The sequence below is a fragment of the Pseudomonas sp. FP1154 genome (assembly GCF_030687245.1).
GTDB classification, from domain to species: domain Bacteria; phylum Pseudomonadota; class Gammaproteobacteria; order Pseudomonadales; family Pseudomonadaceae; genus Aquipseudomonas; species Aquipseudomonas rhizophila.
Genome location: NZ_CP117465.1, coordinates 2,646,477 through 2,665,143, shown reverse-complemented (window position 1 = coordinate 2,665,143; position 18,667 = coordinate 2,646,477). Strand labels below are relative to the sequence as shown.

The following is an 18,667-nucleotide window of genomic DNA, read 5'->3' as shown; positions in this document are numbered from 1 at the left end:
TCATATCTGCCAAATTCCCCCACTTCCCCGTCGCCGCCCCGCAAACCCCTGTTCAGCGCCGATAAACCCCAATAACTTAACCGTTCAACGGATCAACTCTGATTAAGGATGATGGGCGTGGGGAGTTATCGGTTGCTGCTGGCCATGCTCGTGGCGATTTCCCACATGGGCGTGATGTTCGTAGGCTTCAACCCCGGCGTTGTTGCCGTGGTGTCGTTTCTGATTATCAGCGGTTTTGTGATGACGCCCTTGATCGACAGGAGCTACAACGTCCCAGGGAAAATCGGCCTGTTCTACCTTGACCGATTGTTGAGACTTTACCCGCAGTTCCTTCTGTATTTCGTCCTCTCCTGCACGGTGATTCATTTTCTGCTGCCAGGCACGCCACAGGCGGCGGCGCTGACAATCGAAAACATCGCCACCAGCCTGCCCATCGTGCCGCTGGGTTTCTATATGTTCGGCATCACTGTGCCGGAGATCCTGCCACCTGGCTGGTCTCTGGGGCTGGAGATGTGCTTTTACCTGCTGATCCCGTTTCTGATCCTTTATAAGGCCCGAGGCATTGCGTTCGCGGTGTCCGTAACGGTTTTCCTGGTCGCCTCGCTGGGCTACGTCAACACCGACATCTACGGCTACCGTCTACTGCCGGGCGTGTTGTTCATCTTCCTGTGCGGCAGCTACCTGTACCACGCCCAGGCCAAAGGACTATGGGTCGCCTCCATCACCACGGTCGTGGCAGCGATAATGTTCCTGGCCATTGTTGTCGGGTTCATTCCCCGCCGCCCCTTCAACGCAGAAGTAACCTTGGGCATAGTCTTGGGTGTGCCGGCGGTGCATGTGCTCAGCAGGCTCAAGCATCACTGGATGGATGAGTTTCTGGGGAATATCAGCTATGGCGTGTTCCTCAACCATTTTGTGGTGATGTACGTGTTGCGGGCGTTCTGGCCGGTTGAGTACAGCGCCCTGATGATTACACTGGTGCTGGTGTTGTCGCTGGCATTGAGTGGCTTGTCGTATTACTGCGTTGAGCGACCGGCGCTGAAGCTGCGCCACGCGTTGAGGGCGGGCGCTAAACGTGAGATCGCACAGATACCCGTGGGCCGCACACCGGCGTAGCCGCTGACCCCGAATAAAAAAATGCCCGGATTAGTTTCCGGGCATTTTTTGTTTTCAGAACAGCGCACTCAGAACGTCACGCTGGCACTCAGGCGGGCGGTACGCGGTTCGCCGACATTGACCTGCAATTGGCTGCCGGTGGAAGACGGGTAGTAATGTTTATCGAACAGGTTGTCCACGTTCAACTGCAACGAGGTCTTGTGCCCCAATACCGGTGACTCCCAGCGCAGGAAGGCATCAGCCACGGTGTAGCTGCTGAGCCAGAAATCGTTGGCGTTGTTGGCGGCGCGCTCGCCGACATAACGGGCACCGGCGCCGGCGTGCCAGGCGCCGAATTCGGCAGGCACGTTCAGGTGGTGGGTCAGGTACAGGCTGGCGGTGTGCTTGGGTGCGTTGGCCAGGCGGTGGCCTTCGTCATCCGGATCGTCGAGGATTTCCGTGTGGGTGTAGGCGTAGGTGCCGATCAGATCCCAACGCTCGGCCAGACGACCGGTGACGTCGAGTTCCAGACCTTGGGAGCCGACTTTGCCGGCGGCTTCTGCCAACGTGACGCCATTGACCGTGGAGGACGACGTTACGACGTTCTTCTTCACGATGTCATACAGCGCAAGGTTGATGTTCAGGCCCGGTAGCGGGTCGTATTTGGCGCCGATTTCATAACTGCGGCCCTCCTCTGGATCGAAGGTGTTGCCGGCATCGTCCACGTCATCGTTGGGCTTGAAGGAGCGACTGTAGTTGCCATACAGCGACAGGTTGTCGGTGGCTTTGTAGACCAGCCCCAGGAACGGTACAAAAGCGTCGCCGTTGTCATCGCGGTTGACCACATAACGGCTGCCCAAACCTTGGTCGCTGTATTGATCGTAATGCTGGTAGCGGCCACCCAAGACTAGAATCCAGTGGTCGTCGAGGTGCCAGTTGTCCTTGAGATAAACGGAGCTGGAGGTCAACTGGTTACTCAGGTCGCTTTGGGGAGCACTGATCTGGCTTGGCTCTGGCAGGTTGCCGTAGGTCGGCGAAGTGATGTCGAAACCACCCTGAGCAGTATTGCGGTAGGTCTTGCCACGAAATTGGTCAGACACTTGATTGTCAGCCCCAACCAGCAGGTCATGACGCTGACCAAACAATTGCTGCCTGCCGATGAAATCCCAGCTGGCGTAGCGGGTTTCATCGTCATAGTGAGCACCGTTGGCGGCACGGCGCAAATTATTACCCGTCAGCGAATTGGGCTGCGCAATCGAAAGACTATACCGATCATTGTTCCAGCCATAGGTCACGCGGGTCTTCCACGCCTCACTCAGCTCATACTCAAACCGCGCTGTCGCCGTTTCGCGAATCCCCACGCTTTTGGCCCAAGGCTCATCAAGGCGCTTGTTGTAGTCAATGTCGGCCGGATGCCCGTCGGTGAATACAGTGCCGCGGTCGAAGGGATTGGAATATTCGTTGTACTCATAACTGAGGTTCAACGAGGCCCGCTCACCCGTCCAGGCCAGGGACGGCGCCACCAGCGTGCTCTCGTTGACGCCATAGTTGCGCCAATAATCCTCATGCCCACGCTCGGCGATCAACCGATACGCCAGGCCGGTATCGCCCAACGGCCCGGTGGTATCCAGGGCCATGGTGCCGCCACCTTCGCTGTAGGCCGAGCCGCTCAGTGTGGTGCTCTGGGTGTATTCGGGTTTCTTGCTGATGATGTTGACCAGGCCGCCGGGCTCCAGCGCGCCGTATAACATCGAGGCCGGGCCCTTGAGCACTTCGACCCGCTCGGTGGTGGCGCTGAAGTTACGTCCCAGGTTCGAACGCACACCATCGCGCAGGATCGAGCCATCATCGTTGGTGCCGAAACCGCGCTTGACCAGCGAATCCCGCGAACCGCCCAGGGTATTGCCCTGGCTGACGCCGCTGACAAATTTCATCGCATCGCCCAGCGAGCGCACCTGATAGTCCGCCAGGGTCTGCCGGGTCACCACGTTGATCGACTGCGCCTCTTCCTTGATCGGTACATCGCTTTTGCTCGCGGTGCTGGCTTGCGACGCCGTGTACCCTTCGTCCTGAGTGATGCGACTGCCCTGGATGTCCGTGGTTGGCAGTTCGAGAATGTCCTGCGCCCACAAAGGGCTTGCAATGAAACAGCAGGACAGCGTTGGCAACACGCGTTTAAAAAAGGCGTTGCGGGTAGCGAGAGGGGTGGAACGATTCAAGACGCAGCACTCACAGAGGGATGTTAATGAGAGAGAATATACTTTGAGAATGATTCCCAGTAAATATTTCTAACGCTTTCCCGCTTGACCCGCGCAAAAAAAAGACGCCGGATCACTCCGGCGCCTTTGTTCGTTTCCCACCCCTGTTATCAGGGCTTACCGCACATCAATGATCGATGGCCGCACCCGCCCCCCTTGGAACCCGGATATCTTCCACCAGGTGCTGAATGTGCTCCGGCGGCGGCGCGGTAAAGCGTGACACCACCACCGCGGCTACGAAGTTGAAGAGCATCCCCAGGGTGCCGATGCCTTCGGGCGATACGCCCAGCCACCAGTGCTCGGCAGTGTTCATCGCCGGATTGATGAATTTGAAGTAGACGATGTAGGTGAATGTAAACGTCAGCCCCACAATCATCCCCGCGATCGCGCCTTCGCGGTTCATGCGTTTGGAGAAGATCCCCATGACAATCACCGGGAAGAACGAGGACGCCGCCAGTCCAAAGGCGAACGCCACCACCTGGGCCACGAATGCCGGCGGGTAGATGCCGAACAACCCGGCGATCAGCACCGCCACGCCAGCGGCGATCCGGGCGGCCAGCAACTCTTGCTTTTCAGTGATCCTGGGCATGATGTTGCTTTTGAGCAGGTCATGGGAGACCGATGTGGAAATCACCAGCAGCAACCCCGCTGCCGTCGACAGCGCCGCCGCCAGGCCACCGGCGGCAATCAGGGCGATGACCCAGCCTGGCAACCCGGCAATCTCCGGGTTGGCCAGAACCATGATGTCGTTGTCGACATACAGTTCGTTGGCCACCGGTGAAACCTGGTTGCTCAGCAGCCGCTGCTCGTTCGCCCCGCGTTCACCCGTGAAGCTCGGCGCGCCGACCAGGGCTGCCCCCGGGCCATACTGGATGATGCCGTCGTTGTTCTTGTCCGCCCAGGCGATCAGCCCCGAATTTTCCCAGGTCTTGAACCATGTTGGCGCGGTGGCGTAGCTGACGTTGGGGATCGAGGTCAGCAGATTGGTGCGCGCGAAAGCCGCCACGGCCGGCGCGGTGGTGTAGAGGACAGCGATGAACAGCAGTGCGTAACCTGCTGACTTGCGCGCATCACGCACTGTCGGGGTGGTGAAGAAACGCACGATCACATGAGGCAGGCCCGCAGTCCCGACCATCAGCGCCATGGTGATGAAAAACACGTCGGTGGTCGATTTGGTGCCGTCGGTATAGGCCGTGAAACCCAGCTCCGCACCCAGCCCGTTGAGCCGCTCGATCACACTCTGGCCGGAGCCGGTGACCTCGCTGATGAAGCCCAGTTGCGGGATCGGATTACCGGTGATCATGATCGAGATGTAGATCGCCGGCACCATGTAGGCAAAAATCATCACGCAGTACTGCGCCACCTGCGTGTAGGTGATGCCCTTCATGCCGCCCAGCACGGAATAGAAGAACACGATGGCCATACCGATCATCACGCCGGTATTGATATCCACTTCCAGGTAACGGGAGAACACGATGCCCACACCGCGCATCTGCCCTGCCACATACGTGAAGGAAATGAAGATCACGCAGATCACCGCCACCACCCGCGCCGTCTGCGAGTAGTAACGCGCGCCGACGAACTCCGGGACAGTGAACTTGCCGAACTTGCGCAGATACGGCGCCAGACACATCGCCAGCAGCACATAGCCGCCGGTCCAGCCCATCAGGTAGACCGAGCCGTCATAGCCGGCGAAGGCGATGATCCCAGCCATGGAGATGAACGAGGCGGCCGACATCCAGTCGGCCCCGGTGGCCATGCCGTTGAGTACCGGGTGCACGCCTTTGCTGGCAACGTAGTACTCGCTGGTGGAGCCGGCGCGCGTCCAGATGGCAATGGCGATATAGAGCGCAAAGGACGCGCCGACGAACAGGTAGATCAGGGTTTGGGTATCCATGCTCGTCGGCCTCAGTCTTCGTGGACGTCATATTTGCGATCGAGCTGATTCATCTTCCAGACATAGAAGAAGATCTCGAGCACAAAGACGTAGATGGACCCCTGCTGGGCGAACCAGAATCCCAGGGGCGTACCGAAGAAGCTGATGGTGTTGAGCTGGTCAACCAGCAAAATGCCAAAGCCGAACGACACCAAGAACCAGATTGCCAGCAATACCAGCATCCAGCGTAGGTTCTCCGTCCAGTAGGCACGCGCAGCCTGTTGCTTTTGAGTGGACATGGAAATCAACTCCCGTTGTTTTTATTGTTTTCCACTCAAACCGTAGCAGTCGCTGGGCAGAGCGCTAGTACGACTTTCGTCTACCTTCGCCACCCTGGATATTGACATCCGCGTTCCCTCACTTACTGGGACGGGTTAAAGATCGCGGAAACCGCCGCAGTGATATCAAATCGCCCATTTCCCTAAAGCTTTGCCGTGCGCGGTCGAATGTATGCAATCAAAGTGATTTTTTACCCGGGAGCAACGGATGCAGACGCTAAAGGCCTTGTACGAGTCTATCGAGATGCAGTTTTTCGATACGCTCACCAAAAAGCTGTCGAGCCTTTTCCTGCTGGTCGTGGTCAGTGGCTTGCTTTACTGGGTGGCAGTCAGTGCCCGCGCCGACATTGTGCTGCAGTTGCACACTGCGCAACTGGACCCCGCGCTGCTGGGGCAAGTCGAAGGCCGGCTCGACAGCCTCACCCATGCCCTGCTCTTCGGCGCGCTGCTGACGCTGTGCATGATCAGCTTCATGGTCTGGTACTTTCGCCACCTCATCGTGCGCCCCGTCACGGCCATGACCAAGGCCCTCGAGGAGATCGCCAGCGGCGAAGGCGACCTGTCCAAAGACCTGCCTCTGGTGACCCACGACGAAATCCGCGTGCTGGCCGACACTTGCAACCGCTTCCTGGCCAAGCAGCGGGAGATCATCAGTAATGTCCAGGCGCTGACCGTGCACATTGCGGTCGAATCGGCGCGTTCGTTGAAAAACATCAGCGACTCCAGCGACAGCGCTACTCACCAGGCCCGCTTCGCCAAGGAAGTGATGGACCAGAGCAACACCGCCGTAGGTCGCATCGAAGAAGTCTCGCGCCAGACTCAGGGCATTTCCAGCACCACTGCGCAGAACCTGAGCATGGCTCGCGACTCCTATGCAGAACTGCTGGAAGTGACGGGCAACATCAGTGAAATCTCCAGCAGCCTCAATGAATTCGCCACGCTGGTAGGCGCCCTGAACCAACGTTCTTCGAGCATCAAGTCCATCGTTGGGCTGATCCAGCAGATCTCTGCCCAAACCAACCTGCTGGCCCTCAACGCGGCCATCGAAGCCGCCCGGGCCGGTGAAAGCGGTCGGGGGTTTGCCGTGGTGGCCGATGAGGTGCGCACCTTGGCGCAGAATGTCAGCCGGGCTACCGACGACATCTCACGAAACATCGACGCCATGCTCGAAGAAGTCAGTTCCACACATGAACAGACCAACCAGATCAGCCACAGCGCCCGGGAAACCCAGAAAGTCGTGGAGCGTGCCTCGGGCCATTTCGAAAGCATGATCGGCGACTTCGAATCCACCAATGGCAAGTTGGCCGATATCGCGTCCCATATCCAGCTTTTCGCCGAATCCAACACGGGTATCAACGAACGGGTTACGCAGATCCATGCCGACAGCCAGTCGATTGACCAGCGCATGCAGCATTCGGCAACGGCGACCCGTGACTTGTCCGGTGTCGCTGAAAAGGTCCAGGCATTGTTGGGCCGGTTCGTGCTCGGCCATGGCAAGCTGGATGCCGCCATCACCCGGGCCAGCCAGTGCCGCGACGGCCTCCAGGTCCAATTGGAGGCGCTGCAGCAGGATGGCCTCAACCTGTTCGATCAGAACTACCAACTGATCCCCGGCACCGATCCCAAGCAATACATGACCAGCTACACCGAGCGTTTTGCCCAAGTCTGCCAGGAAGAATGCGACAAACTCACCCGCAGCACCCCGGGCGGCAAAGTCTCATTCATCGTCGACACCAAGGGTTATTGCCCAGTGAACAACAGCTGGGTTTCGAAACAACCGACCGGTGACCGCGCCGTCGACCTGCCGGTGTGCCGCAACAAGCGCATCTTCAACGACCCGATCGGCCTGCGCGCGGCGGGCAACACCCAACGCTTCCTGCTCCAGACCTACCTGCGCGATACCGGGGAAATCATGACCGAGATCGACGTACCGTTCTTCTTCGGCGGCCGCCATTGGGGCAACTTGCGGGTCGGGTTCGATGCGGCGGTGCTGCTGGCGGAGTGATTTCCAGGCACAACAGCGATATCAAGCCCGACAAATAACCTGCGCCAAGCCCTGAACGTGCAATACGACGGGGCTGGATGGTGGACACCACATAGCGCTCCGACGCACGGCACAGGGTGCCCAAACCTCGCTTTTACCTCCATGAAGACACCTGGCAAGTGCTGGTGACCGCCCCATGGCACGCCAGGGGCCAGTTGTAGAAGCCCCCCACCCTGACGCTGTTCGTCTATCCGCTGATCCCGCCGGCCTACAACGCCACCCCCCTTGTCTACAATCTTCAGGCCAAGGACTACGCGGCGCTCAACCTGATCGACGACAAGGGGGCGGTGAAGTTCTATGAACGACCAAACAGCATGTTTACCCCACAATCACTGGAACGTTCCGGTGCTCGCTAACAGGTACCGTCCCCTTGGCTTGGGCCGACGAAGTCGTGCGATGGCCAGACGCTTGCTGCTCGGGGGATTGCTGACCCTGGGCGCCGCGCAGATTGCCTCGGCGGCGACATCGGCAGACCCGCTCAATCGCCCGGCGCCCAGTGTGGCGCAACCGCAACGCGCCTTGCTCAATGGCATCGTACGCGCCGGGCAACGCCTGGTAGCGGTGGGTGAACATGGGCTGGTGATCTGGTCCGACGATAACGGCAAGGCCTGGCATCAGGCCGCGGTCCCGGTGGATGTCAACCTGACCGCCGTAGCCTTCGTCGACAAAAACCATGGCTGGGCCATCGGCCATCAGGGTGTGGTGCTGTCCAGCGAGGACGGCGGCGAAAGCTGGCGCAAACGACTCGATGGTATCCAGGCCGCCGCGCTGACGTTGGCCCAGGCCGAACAGGAGGCCGCCTCGCTCGATGAAGCGGCCCGAGACGAATACCTGAATGCGGCCCAGCGCTTGGTGGACGACGGCCCGGACAAACCTCTCCTGGCCCTGATGTTCAACGGCCCGAATCGCGTCAGCGTGGTCGGCGCCTTCAATCTGGCGTTGCGCAGCAGAGATGGGGGCAGGACTTGGCGGGCCTTCTCCGGTCAAGTCGAGAACCCGGACGGCCTGCACCTCTACGCCTTGCAAACCCAGGGTCGGACACGGTTCATCGCCGGGGAACAAGGCCTGCTATTGGCGACAAGTCCAGGCGGCGGCTCCTTCAAACGCGTGGCCTCGCCCTGTGAGGGCAGCTACTTCGGCTTGCTGTCATTGGCGAGCGACCGGCTCCTGTTGTTCGGCCTGCAGGCAAACGTGTTCCGTTCCGACGACGGCGGGCAACAATGGCAACCCGTCACCATTGATGGCGCCAAGGCCAGCTTCAACGCGGGCCTGCAATTGAGCGATGGCAGCGTCGTGCTGCTCGATCAGGGAGGCCGGGTGTACACCAGCCGGGACCAGGGCCGCAGTTTCCGGCCCGTCCCCTTCGGTTGGGGCGCGCCGCTGACTGCTGTCGCCCAAGCCACTGACGGCAGCCTGGTGATCACCAGCCTGGCCGGCATCGTGACCCTGCCGGCGGAGAAACTCGCCGCCCCCCTATCGATCGCCCAGGAGTCTACGCCATGAAGACTACTCACGAAGAGGCTCCGGTGATCGCGGATCTGCGCCAGTTCGACACCCGCTCGGGCTCGCTGCTCGAACGCCTGCTGTTCAACCATCGCCCCTGGCTGATGTTGGCCTGCCTGCTGCTGACCGGGTTCTTTGTCGCGCAGTTGCCTCAGTTGACGCTCAATGTCAGCTTCCAGCGGCTGATTCCCCAGGATCACCCGTTCGTCATCAACTTCCAGGCCAACCAGGACAGCCTCGCCGGCCAGGGCAACGTAGTGCGCGTGGTGGTGGAAAATACCCAGGGCAGCATTCTCGACAAGAACTATCTCGAAACCCTGCAAAAGATCAGCGATGAGGTGTACCTGCTCCCCGGGGTCAACCGGCCCTCTATGAAGTCGCTGTGGACCCCGACCCTGCGCTGGCAGGGCATCACCGAATCGGGCCTGGACGAGGGCCAGGTCATCGACTCGCACTACGATGGTTCGGCCGACAGCCTGGAACAACTGCGTCTGAACATCGAACGCTCGGGTGAAATCGGCAGCATCGTCGCCGGTGATTTCAAATCGAGCATGTTGCTGGTACCGCTGCTGGACATCGACACCGAAACCGGCGAACCGCTGAACTACGGGGTTTTCGGCGCCAAGCTTGAAGACATCCGCGCCAAGTACCAGAACGAGCACATTCGCCTGCACGTTGTCGGTTTTGCCAAGGTGGTGGGCGACCTGATCGAAGGACTCGCCCAAGTACTGACCTTTTTTGCCGTGGCCATCCTGATCGCCGGCCTGGTGATGTTCGCCTGCACCCGTTGCCTGCGCAGTACGTTGCTGGTGTTGTTTTGCTCATCGATCGCGGTGCTCTGGTGGCTTGGCAGCCTGCCGTTGCTCGGTTACGAACTGGCCCCCTACACCGTCCTGGTGCCTTTTTTGGTGTTCGCCATCGGCATGAGCCACGGAGCACAGACGATAAACGGCTACCGGCAAGACATCGGTCGTGGTACCCATCGCCTGATCGCCGCACGCTACACCTTGCGCCGCCTGTTCATGGTCGGGCTCATGGCATTGGCCTGCGATGCCGTCGGCTTCGCCGTGCTGCTATTGATCAAGATCGAGGTGATCCGCCAGTTGTCGCTGACCGCCAGCCTGGGTGTGGCATTCCTGATCGTCACCAACCTGATCCTGCTGCCTGTTCTGCTGAGCTACATCGGCGTCGGCCCCCAGGCCACGGCCCGCAGCCTGCGTAGCGAGCAAGCACAACGGGAGGAAAAGGTACACCCGCTGCTGTGGCGCTGGCTGGACCTGTTTACCCGACGCAAGGTGGCCGCGCCGACCTTGCTCGCCGCCCTGGCCCTGGGCGTCGGCGGGCTCATGGTCAGCCTGCATCTGAAAATCGGCGATCTCGACCCCGGCGCCCCGGAACTGCGCACCGACTCGCGCTACAACCAGGACAACGCCTACATCACGTCCAACTATGGCAGCCGCAGCGACGTGTTCATCGTCATGGTCACCTCGGCGCCACAACAGTGCACGAACTACGCCCTGCTCGAACGCATCGACCGGCTCGAATGGCGCCTGCGCCAGCAGCCCGGCGTGGTCGCCACCGATTCATTTGCCGCGTTCGTCAAGGTCATGACCAGCCAGCTCACCGAAGGCAACCCCAAGTGGATCGGCCTGCTACCCAACCAGGCGGTGATCAATAACCTGGTCAAATACGCGCCCCAAAGCCTGGTCAACCACAGCTGCGACCTGTCGATGCTCAGGATTTTCCTGCGCGACCACAAGGCCGAGACCTTGCAGGCGCTGGTCACAGAGATCCAGGCCTTTGCGGCAGCGAACGATCAAGGCGATGAACGCTTCCTGATGGCCGCCGGCAACGCCGGTCTCGAGGCCGCGACCAACAGCGTGGTGCAAAAGGCCAACCGTGAAATGCTGCTGTGGGTGTATGGCGCGGTGATCCTGCTGTGCTTTTTGGTGTTCCGCTCCTGGCGCGCGGTGGCGTGCGCAATCCTGCCCTTGATGTTGACCTCGGTACTGGCGGAGGCGCTGATGGTCTGGCTGGACATCGGCGTAAAAGTCACCACGCTGCCGGTGATTGCCCTGGGTGTGGTCGTCGGCATCGACTACGCCCTGTATGTGCTGAGCATCCTGCAGTTGCACCTGCGCCGCGGTGAGTCACTGTCCATCGCCTACTACCGCTCGCTGCTGTTCACCGGCCGGGTCGTACTGCTGACCGGTGCGACGCTGGCCATCGGCGTCGCCACCTGGGTGTTCTCGCCCATCAAGTTCCAGGCCGACATGGGCATCCTGCTGGCCTTCATGTTCCTCTGGAACATGCTGGGTGCCCTGGTGCTGCTCCCGGCCCTCGCCAGTTTCCTGCTCAAGCCGGCGCCTGGCCAGAAGCCCTACCCCCTCCCCGTGACTGCACTCAGGAGAACGGCATATCAAACGACAGCCTCTACGACATAGTCGGGCACCTGCTCGGGTAAACGCGGGCCGGATGGTACGGCCCCGAGCGGGCACGCTCCCACAGGGGATCTGGGGTGTAGGCAAATTCTGAGATCCCCACAAGGGGGATCGGTGGTGTATGCAAATCCCGAGGCCACCCCAAAACAACTGTGGGAGCGAGCCTGCTCGCGATGGCGGTGGGTCAGTCAACATCATCGTAACTGACCCGACGCCATCGCGAGCAGACTCGCTCCCACAGGGTTACCTCATCAACCTGAAATCAGTTGATCAACAGCACTTGGGTCCCGCCTTGCCACCGTATCGGGCTTCCTGGCGTTCGCGGAAGAACGCCTCGTAGTCCATCAACGGTTTGTCCGGGTGTTTGCTTTGCATGTGCTCGACGTAGTTGTCGTAGTCGGGCATGCCGACCATCAGGCGGGCGGCCTGACCGAGGTATTTACCGAGGCGACTCAAGTCATTGAACATCGTTGCAATCCTCGATTCAGGCGTCCGGCACGGCCTGGAAGGGCGCTTCTTTATCCGTGCGTTCCTTGTGACCCCAGGCAGCGATGCCGACCTTGAGCGCGTAGAACAGGATGCTGAAGACCACCAGCAGGAACAACACCGTCAGCGTTGCGTTGGTGTAAGCGTTGTACACCACGTGCTGCATCTGCTCGATGCTCTTGGCCGGGGCCAGGATCTGGCCGGCGGCCAGGGCATCGTTGTATTTGCGCGCCAGGGCCAGGAAGCCGATCGCCGGGTTGGCGTCGAACAGCTTGATCAGCCCCGCCGTGGTGGTGCAGATCAGCAGCCAGACCGCCGGCAGCATGGTCACCCAGACGTAGCGCTGGCGCTTCATCTTGATCAGTACCACGGTGCCGAGCATCAGGGCGATACCGGCCAGCATCTGGTTGGAGATGCCGAACAGCGGCCACAAGGTGTTGATGCCGCCCAGCGGATCGATCACGCCCTGGTACAACAGGTAGCCCCACAGCGCCACACAGCCGGCGGTGGCGATCAGGTTGGCGACCCAGGATTCGGTCCGCTTGAGGGCCGGGACGAACGAGCCCAGCAGGTCCTGCAGCATGAAGCGCCCGGCACGGGTGCCGGCGTCTACCGCCGTGAGGATGAACAGCGCCTCGAACAGGATTGCGAAGTGGTACCAGAACGCCATGGTGTTCTCACCCGGCAACACCGAGTGCAGGATCTGCGCGATCCCCACCGCCAGCGTCGGCGCACCGCCGGCACGGGCCAGGATGGTGGTCTCGCCGATGTCATTGGCCACCGCCTGCAGCGCTTCGGGGGTGATTGCAAAGCCCCAGCTGCTGACAGTCTGCGCCACGCTCACCACATCACCGCCGACGATCGCCGCCGGGCTGTTCATGGCGAAGTACACACCCGGCTCGATCACCGAAGCGGCGACCATTGCCATGATGGCCACGAACGACTCCATCAGCATGCCGCCGTAACCGATGTAGCGGGCGTTGACTTCGTTATCGAGCATCTTCGGCGTGGTGCCCGAAGAGATCAGCGCGTGGAAACCGAAACCGCGCCACAGGCGATGGTGATGAACAGGAACGGGAACAATCCGCCCTTCCACACCGGGCCCGTGCCGTCGGTGAACTGGGTCAGTGCCGGCATTTTCAGCTCGGGCATGGTGACCAGGATGCCGATCGCCAGGGCGACGATGGTGCCGATCTTCAAGAAGGTGGACAGGTAGTCGCGCGGCGCCAGGATCAGCCAGATCGGCAACACCGCGGCAACAAAACCGTAGCCGATCAGCATCCAGGTGATTTGCACGCCGGTGAAGGTGAAGGCCTCGGCCCAGACCGGGTCTGCGGCCACTTGCCCGCCGAGCCAGATCGAACCCAGCAGCAACAGCACGCCGATGAGGGAGATTTCACCAATGCGGCCCGGGCGGATGTAGCGCATGTAGATGCCCATGAACATCGCGATCGGGATGGTCGCCATCACCGTGAAGATCCCCCACGGGCTCTCGGCCAGGGCCTTGACCACGATCAGCGCCAGCACCGCGAGGATGATGATCATGATCAGGAAGCAGCCGAACAGCGCGATGGTGCCGGGAACGCGGCCCATCTCTTCGCGGACCATGTCGCCCAGGGAGCGACCGTTGCGACGAGTGGACAGGAACAGGACCATGAAGTCCTGCACGGCACCGGCCAGCACCACCCCGGCGATCAGCCAGAGCGTACCGGGCAGGTAGCCCATCTGCGCCGCCAGTACCGGCCCGACCAGCGGCCCCGCACCGGCAATGGCCGCGAAGTGGTGGCCGAACAGGATGTGTTTGTTGGTCGGGACATAGTCCAGGCCATCGTTGTTGAGCACGGCGGGGGTGGCCCGGCGCGCATCGAGTTGCATCACGTTATTGGCGATGAACAGGCTGTAGTAGCGGTAGGCGACCAGGTAGATGGCCACGGCTGCGACGACGATCCAGAGGGCGTTGATCGGTTCGCCGCGGCGCAAGGCCACGACACTCAACGCACAAGCTCCCAGAACAGCCACGGCAAACCAGGCAAGGTGTTTAACCAGACGGGTTGTCATTGCGTGTCTCCTGCCGATATCCAGTGGATTGCGGCGATTGTTTTTATAGTGTGCCCCGACTATTCGGAGCCGGCCCAATATCCGTGGAAGCCGTCAATAAATAAATCCGCAGTACTACGTACGGGCCACCTACGTAGTTCTACGTAGATTCTCGTGGAATCCCTCTGTGTGAGCCCATGCAAAGCCAATGCAGGCTAACGACTGTGGGAGCAAAGCTTGCTCGCGATAACGCTGGGTCTGTTGGCAACAGTCCAGGCTGATCCGTCGCGATCGCGAGCAAGCTTTGCTCCCACAGCGTTATGATGCCGACCATTCGCCTCCCCCCGTTGAGTCCGGACAGGAGTACACATGCTGCTCAAACACAAAATCGTCGCCTTGGGAATTCTGCCCCTGGTCCTGGCGATTGCCGTCATCTGCGCCTTGGTGATCTCGCTTAATCGCCAGTTGGGTGATCAACAGGCGCAACTGATCGAAGACAGCATCCTGGCCAGCAAGCGAGCAGAGCTGAAAAACTACGTCGAAATGGCGCAAAGCCTGATCGCCCCGCTGTATAACAACGGCCAGGGCGACGCACGCGCGCAGCAGCAGGTGCTGGAGGAGCTGCGCAAGCTCAGTTTTGGCATCAATGGCTATTTCTTCGTCTACGACCGCCAGGGGCGCAGCCTGATGCATGCCCGGCAGTCCGAACTGGTGGGCCAATACCTCTGGGACATGAAAGATCCCCAGGGGCTGCCGGTGATCCAGGCATTGCTCAAGAGCGCTGAATCCGGCGAAGGTTTCCAGCGCTACGCCTGGAACAAGCCCTCCTCCGGCCAGGTGACCGACAAGCTGGCCTATGTGGTGATGCTGGATCGCTGGGGTTGGATGCTCGGGACCGGGATTTACCTGGAGGATGTCGAGCGCGCCACCCAGCAAGCCCGCGCTGAAGTGGCCCAGGGCATCCACACCACCATGCAGGCCATCGCCGCCATTGCGCTGGTGGCGGTCCTGCTGGTGTTTGCCGGCGGCATGACCCTCAACGTCAGCGAACATCGCTTGGCCGACAAAAAGCTGCAACGACTGAACCAGCGCATCGTCAGCTTGCAGGAAGAGGAACGCGCGCGAGTTTCACGCGAGCTGCACGACGGCATCAGCCAATTACTGGTGTCGATAAAATTCCAGTTTGAACTGGCCAGTCACGTCCTCGAAAAGGGGCAGGAAAACGGCCTGGGCATCCTGAAGAACGCGACAGACCGGCTGGGGGAAGCCATTGGCGAGATCCGCAACATCTCCCACGACTTGCGCTCCTCCCTGCTCGACACCCTGGGCCTGTCCGCCGCCATCGGCCAGCTCGCGGCCGAATTTCAGCAACGCAGCGGGCTTGAAGTGTCGTACAAAAGCAACGAATTCGATTGCCGCCTGGAAAATGGAGCACCGGTTTCGCTGTTTCGCATTGCTCAGGAAGCCTTGACCAATATCGAGCGTCACGCCGGGGCGAAAAGTGTCGGCATCACCCTGTTCGGGTCCGGCCAGTCCTTGCGCCTGACGGTGGTGGACGACGGGATGGGTTTCAACGTACCGCAGGTCGAACGTGGCCACGCCGGCATCGGCCTGCGCAATATCCGCGAGCGGGTCGAGCATTTCGGCGGACGGCTGGAAATGACCTCGGTGCCGGGACGAAGCGAGCTCGATATCCTGCTGCCCATGAACATGATGGCGACACAAAGCTGATGCGCGCCCAACCTGACAAGAGCACCTGCCGATGAACCTGCCCTCTGTGATCCGCGTCGCGCTGGTCGATGATCATTCCCTGGTCCGCGATGGCATCAGGGCCCTGTTGTCCGTCATGCCCCAACTGGACGTGGTGGGCGAAGCCGAGAATGGTGCACAGGCCATCGAGATGGTCGGGCGCTGCCAACCGGACCTGTTGCTGATGGACATCAGCCTCAAGGACATGAACGGACTTGAACTGACCCGCCTGCTGGGCAAGCAATACCCCAACCTCAAGATCCTCATCCTGAGCATGTACGACAATTATGAGTATGTGAGTGAGTCCGTGCGCTGCGGCGCCAGTGGCTACGTGCTCAAGAATGCCCCTTCGCGGGAAATCATCGCGGCCATTGAAGCCATCATCAGCGGTGGCACCTTCTACAGTGCCGAGATCGCCCAACGGCTGGCCACCGACCCAACCACCGACAACGAGCTGACGCCGCGCGAGAGTCAGGTGTTGTACAAAATGGTCCAGGGGCTGAACAACAAGGAAATGGCCCGGGAACTGGACATCAGCGTGCGTACCGTCGAAACCCATCGCCTGAGCATCCGCCGCAAGCTCAACATCGACAAGCCCGCGGCCCTGGTGAAATACGCCATCGATCACGGGATCATTTCACGCTAGCAACCCCGGCTCGCGCTCGCGGCTTATGACTGAACCTCGGTGGGCCTTTCGATCCGACCCGGAACTTCATCGGCCACCGTGCGATTGCGCCCGGTTCGCTTCGCCTGGTAAAGCAAGGTATCTACGCGCTTGTAAAGATCCTGCCAGGTTTCCCTGGGGCCTAGACTGCCGACACCGAAACTCGCGGTGACCGGCCCGACAGTATCGCGCGTGACAGGCGTACCGTTCTCGATGGCCGCCCGCAAGCGCTCGGCACATTCGTAAGCTTCCCGGGCATCGGTGTCCGGCAGGAGCACAGCGAATTCTTCACCACCGAGGCGCCCGACGATGTCCCGTTTGCGCGCCGAAGTGCGCAGCAGTTGGCCAACTTCGCGCAAGACGTTATCGCCCACGTCATGGCCATGGCTATCGTTGATGTTCTTGAAGTTGTCGATATCGCACAGTGCCAGCGCTGTCGTGCCGCGCGGGCTCTTCATCAGCAGCATCGACACCCGTTCTTCGAAGCCGCGCCGGTTCAAGACACCGGTCAACGGGTCAAAGTCGCGTTCGCGACGCAGGTCATCGATCACGTCAGCAATGGCCGCGGCGAGAATCACAAAGGCAAGTCCGATACCGAGCACCGCCAGGGACAACTGGAGCGCCTGCCAGAACACCGAGTTGGCGAAAGCGACCCGGTCCAGCGGCACCGACAGCCCGACAGTCAGCAGGGTCCGCGGAAAGAAATGCAACGCGAAGACCAGCAACACCCAGAACAGCGCCTTGTCAACGAGTCGCCCGCGTAACAGCGATCTGAGCTTGACCGCCGCCACAAGCAAAATCGCACCATAGCCGAAGTTCTGGATGTAGATGCGCGCAAGCAGGTTGCGGTCGATATAAAAGAACCAGGCCAGTGCCAGGGAAATGACGCATACCACGGCCACGTCCAGCCGCCAGCCGAGGCGTTTTTGCGAGCGCAGCAAAACGCCTTCGGCCACTGCCAGGACCGCCGAGGTATACAGCGCGCCGGACACAATGGCATTGGGCCCGACCCCAGGAGGCCAGCCGAAAAGCTGCGACGTGGCACCACATGCGAACAGGCCACAGCCACCAGCCAGGAGCAGCAGATAGTCGCGTTTTTTGTCGATAAACCAGGCGCAGACGAACGCAACCCCAAAGACCGACAGGATCCCTGGGACCATCAACATAAGCGTAATTCTGACGACTGATGCGTCCATCCGAAACGTGTTTCTCCCCTGACCCAAGTCTGCCATCGCCCATGATGACAGAGGCGAAGGCAGCACACCTGCGAAGTTTGAGGCGCCAATGACAGCCCGCCAACCTTTTCACTACACTGCCCTTCTTGTCCCCTCCCTTGCGAGACGTGCAGTCCCTATGAAAAACATAACAAACACGATGACGTTCTGTGGCCTGCTGGCGTTCTGCGGCAGCGCCCTTGCCGAGCCAGCCCCTTCGCACCTTGATCAGGTCCTGCAACGCGGCGAGCTGAAAGTGTGTACGACGGGCGACTACAAGCCTTACACCTACAAAGCCGAAACAGGTGAATACGAGGGGATCGACATTGACATGGCCCGTTCGCTGGCCGCCAGCCTAGGGGTCAAGGTTCAATGGGTGCAGACCAGCTGGAAAACCCTGATGCCGGACATGGTCGCCGGTAAATGCGATATCGGCATGGGCGGGATTTCCGTGACCCTGGAGCGTCAGAAAAAAGCCAACTTCAGCACCACCCTGGATGTGGATGGCAAAATCCCGCTGGTGCGTTGCGAGGACCAGGCGCGCTACCAGACCATCGAGCAGCTCAACCAGCCTTCGGTGCGCCTGGTGGAACCGGCCGGCGGCACCAACGAAGCTTTCGTCCGGGCGTTCCTGCCCAAAGGGCAACTTAAGTTCCACGACAACGTGACCATCTTCCAGGAACTGCTGGACAAGCGGGCCGACGTGATGATCACCGATGCCTCGGAAGCGCTCTATCAGCAGAAACTCAAGCCCGGTCTTTGCGCCGTCAACCCCAGCCGTTACTTGCAGTATGGCGAGAAGGCCTACCTGCTGCCACGGGACGACATCACCTGGAAAATGTACGTCGACCAGTGGCTGCACCTGAGCAAAGCAAATGGCAGCTACCAGAAGGTCATCGGCCAGTGGCTGGCGGTGCCCCAGCAACAGTGACAATGCCTGCGCCGCACACGACTCACTCACC

At 60.5% G+C, this 18,667-nt stretch carries 13 protein-coding genes and 1 pseudogene; 8 read left to right on the top strand and 6 right to left on the bottom strand.

Translation table 11 applies throughout. The features are described from left to right. Nucleotides 1–108: 108 nt before the first annotated feature. Entirely contained in the window at nucleotides 109–1,116 is a 1,008-nt protein-coding gene (locus PSH91_RS12110) for an acyltransferase (RefSeq protein ID WP_305468319.1), read from the top strand. 68 nt (nucleotides 1,117–1,184) lie between these two features. Here the strand turns inward: PSH91_RS12110 and PSH91_RS12105 are convergent, their stop codons facing one another. From PSH91_RS12105 to PSH91_RS12095, 3 genes are all read right to left on the bottom strand, one after another. Continuing rightward, nucleotides 1,185–3,314, bottom strand: coding sequence for a TonB-dependent siderophore receptor (locus PSH91_RS12105; protein WP_305468318.1), 2,130 nt, complete (start codon nucleotides 3,312–3,314; stop codon nucleotides 1,185–1,187). Nucleotides 3,315–3,480: 166 nt separating this feature from the next. Beyond that, complete coding sequence (locus tag PSH91_RS12100) at nucleotides 3,481–5,250, bottom strand: sodium:solute symporter family protein (protein WP_107322618.1); 1,770 nt, start codon at nucleotides 5,248–5,250, stop codon at nucleotides 3,481–3,483. 11 nt (nucleotides 5,251–5,261) lie between these two features. Beyond that, the gene (locus tag PSH91_RS12095) at nucleotides 5,262–5,528 is read right to left on the bottom strand and encodes a DUF4212 domain-containing protein (protein WP_047230535.1); all 267 of its coding nucleotides are present in this window, start codon (nucleotides 5,526–5,528) and stop codon (nucleotides 5,262–5,264) included. Nucleotides 5,529–5,775: 247 nt separating this feature from the next. Between PSH91_RS12095 and PSH91_RS12090 the strand changes: the two genes are divergently transcribed. The 4 genes from PSH91_RS12090 to PSH91_RS12080 all read left to right on the top strand — a co-directional run bounded on the left by PSH91_RS12090 (nucleotide 5,776) and on the right by PSH91_RS12080 (nucleotide 11,558). Next, nucleotides 5,776–7,572, top strand: a complete 1,797-nt coding sequence (locus PSH91_RS12090; RefSeq protein WP_047230536.1) for a methyl-accepting chemotaxis protein — start codon at nucleotides 5,776–5,778, stop codon at nucleotides 7,570–7,572. Nucleotides 7,573–7,688: 116 nt separating this feature from the next. Further along, nucleotides 7,689–7,772, top strand: a complete 84-nt coding sequence (locus tag PSH91_RS26725; protein WP_370695193.1) for a hypothetical protein — start codon at nucleotides 7,689–7,691, stop codon at nucleotides 7,770–7,772. A gap of 235 nt (nucleotides 7,773–8,007) precedes the next feature. Continuing rightward, nucleotides 8,008–9,114, top strand: coding sequence for a YCF48-related protein (locus PSH91_RS12085; RefSeq protein ID WP_160892582.1), 1,107 nt, complete (start codon nucleotides 8,008–8,010; stop codon nucleotides 9,112–9,114). After that, nucleotides 9,111–11,558: an RND family transporter gene (locus PSH91_RS12080; RefSeq protein WP_305468316.1), complete on the top strand. Its 2,448-nt coding sequence runs from the start codon at nucleotides 9,111–9,113 to the stop codon at nucleotides 11,556–11,558. Before PSH91_RS12085 ends, PSH91_RS12080 begins: the two co-directional genes overlap by 4 nt. A 267-nt stretch (nucleotides 11,559–11,825) precedes the next feature. Here PSH91_RS12080 and PSH91_RS12075 read toward each other — a convergent pair whose 3' ends face one another. Together PSH91_RS12075 and PSH91_RS12070 are read right to left on the bottom strand one after the other, a co-directional pair. Continuing rightward, nucleotides 11,826–12,023, bottom strand: coding sequence for a YbdD/YjiX family protein (locus PSH91_RS12075; RefSeq protein WP_047230563.1), 198 nt, complete (start codon nucleotides 12,021–12,023; stop codon nucleotides 11,826–11,828). Nucleotides 12,024–12,039: 16 nt separating this feature from the next. Next, nucleotides 12,040–14,099 (bottom strand): annotated as a pseudogene (locus PSH91_RS12070) (carbon starvation CstA family protein). A gap of 348 nt (nucleotides 14,100–14,447) precedes the next feature. Between PSH91_RS12070 and PSH91_RS12065 the strand changes: the two are divergent. Together PSH91_RS12065 and PSH91_RS12060 are read left to right on the top strand one after the other, a co-directional pair. Beyond that, nucleotides 14,448–15,809: a cache domain-containing protein gene (locus tag PSH91_RS12065; protein ID WP_092398613.1), complete on the top strand. Its 1,362-nt coding sequence runs from the start codon at nucleotides 14,448–14,450 to the stop codon at nucleotides 15,807–15,809. 31 nt (nucleotides 15,810–15,840) lie between these two features. Further along, on the top strand, nucleotides 15,841–16,473 hold the full coding sequence (locus PSH91_RS12060) for a response regulator transcription factor (protein WP_047229883.1): 633 nt from the start codon (nucleotides 15,841–15,843) through the stop codon (nucleotides 16,471–16,473). Between the two features lie 23 nt (nucleotides 16,474–16,496). On the opposite strand, the gene PSH91_RS12055 is transcribed toward PSH91_RS12060, so the two are convergent. After that, nucleotides 16,497–17,657 (bottom strand): GGDEF domain-containing protein, encoded by a 1,161-nt coding sequence (locus tag PSH91_RS12055; RefSeq protein WP_197685212.1) that lies wholly within the window; start codon nucleotides 17,655–17,657, stop codon nucleotides 16,497–16,499. Between the two features lie 187 nt (nucleotides 17,658–17,844). Here PSH91_RS12055 and PSH91_RS12050 point away from each other — a divergent pair, with 187 nt between their 5' ends. After that, entirely contained in the window at nucleotides 17,845–18,636 is a 792-nt protein-coding gene (locus PSH91_RS12050) for a transporter substrate-binding domain-containing protein (protein ID WP_076385101.1), read from the top strand. Nucleotides 18,637–18,667 lie beyond the last annotated feature (31 nt).

Excerpts from the sequence above, each read along its gene's own strand:
- PSH91_RS12075 (WP_047230563.1), bottom strand. The coding sequence starts at position 12,023 with ATGTTCAATGACTTGAGTCGCCTCGGTAAATACCTCGGTCAGGCCGCC.
- PSH91_RS12095 (WP_047230535.1), bottom strand. The coding sequence starts at position 5,528 with ATGTCCACTCAAAAGCAACAGGCTGCGCGTGCCTACTGGACGGAGAAC.
- PSH91_RS12110 (WP_305468319.1), top strand. The coding sequence starts at position 109 with ATGATGGGCGTGGGGAGTTATCGGTTGCTGCTGGCCATGCTCGTGGCG.
- PSH91_RS12085 (WP_160892582.1), top strand. The coding sequence starts at position 8,008 with ATGGCCAGACGCTTGCTGCTCGGGGGATTGCTGACCCTGGGCGCCGCG.
- PSH91_RS12060 (WP_047229883.1), top strand. The coding sequence starts at position 15,841 with ATGAACCTGCCCTCTGTGATCCGCGTCGCGCTGGTCGATGATCATTCC.
- PSH91_RS12050 (WP_076385101.1), top strand. The coding sequence starts at position 17,845 with ATGAAAAACATAACAAACACGATGACGTTCTGTGGCCTGCTGGCGTTC.
- PSH91_RS12100 (WP_107322618.1), bottom strand. The coding sequence starts at position 5,250 with ATGGATACCCAAACCCTGATCTACCTGTTCGTCGGCGCGTCCTTTGCG.
- PSH91_RS12055 (WP_197685212.1), bottom strand. The coding sequence starts at position 17,657 with ATGTTGATGGTCCCAGGGATCCTGTCGGTCTTTGGGGTTGCGTTCGTC.
- PSH91_RS12065 (WP_092398613.1), top strand. The coding sequence starts at position 14,448 with ATGCTGCTCAAACACAAAATCGTCGCCTTGGGAATTCTGCCCCTGGTC.
- PSH91_RS12080 (WP_305468316.1), top strand. The coding sequence starts at position 9,111 with ATGAAGACTACTCACGAAGAGGCTCCGGTGATCGCGGATCTGCGCCAG.
- PSH91_RS12090 (WP_047230536.1), top strand. The coding sequence starts at position 5,776 with ATGCAGACGCTAAAGGCCTTGTACGAGTCTATCGAGATGCAGTTTTTC.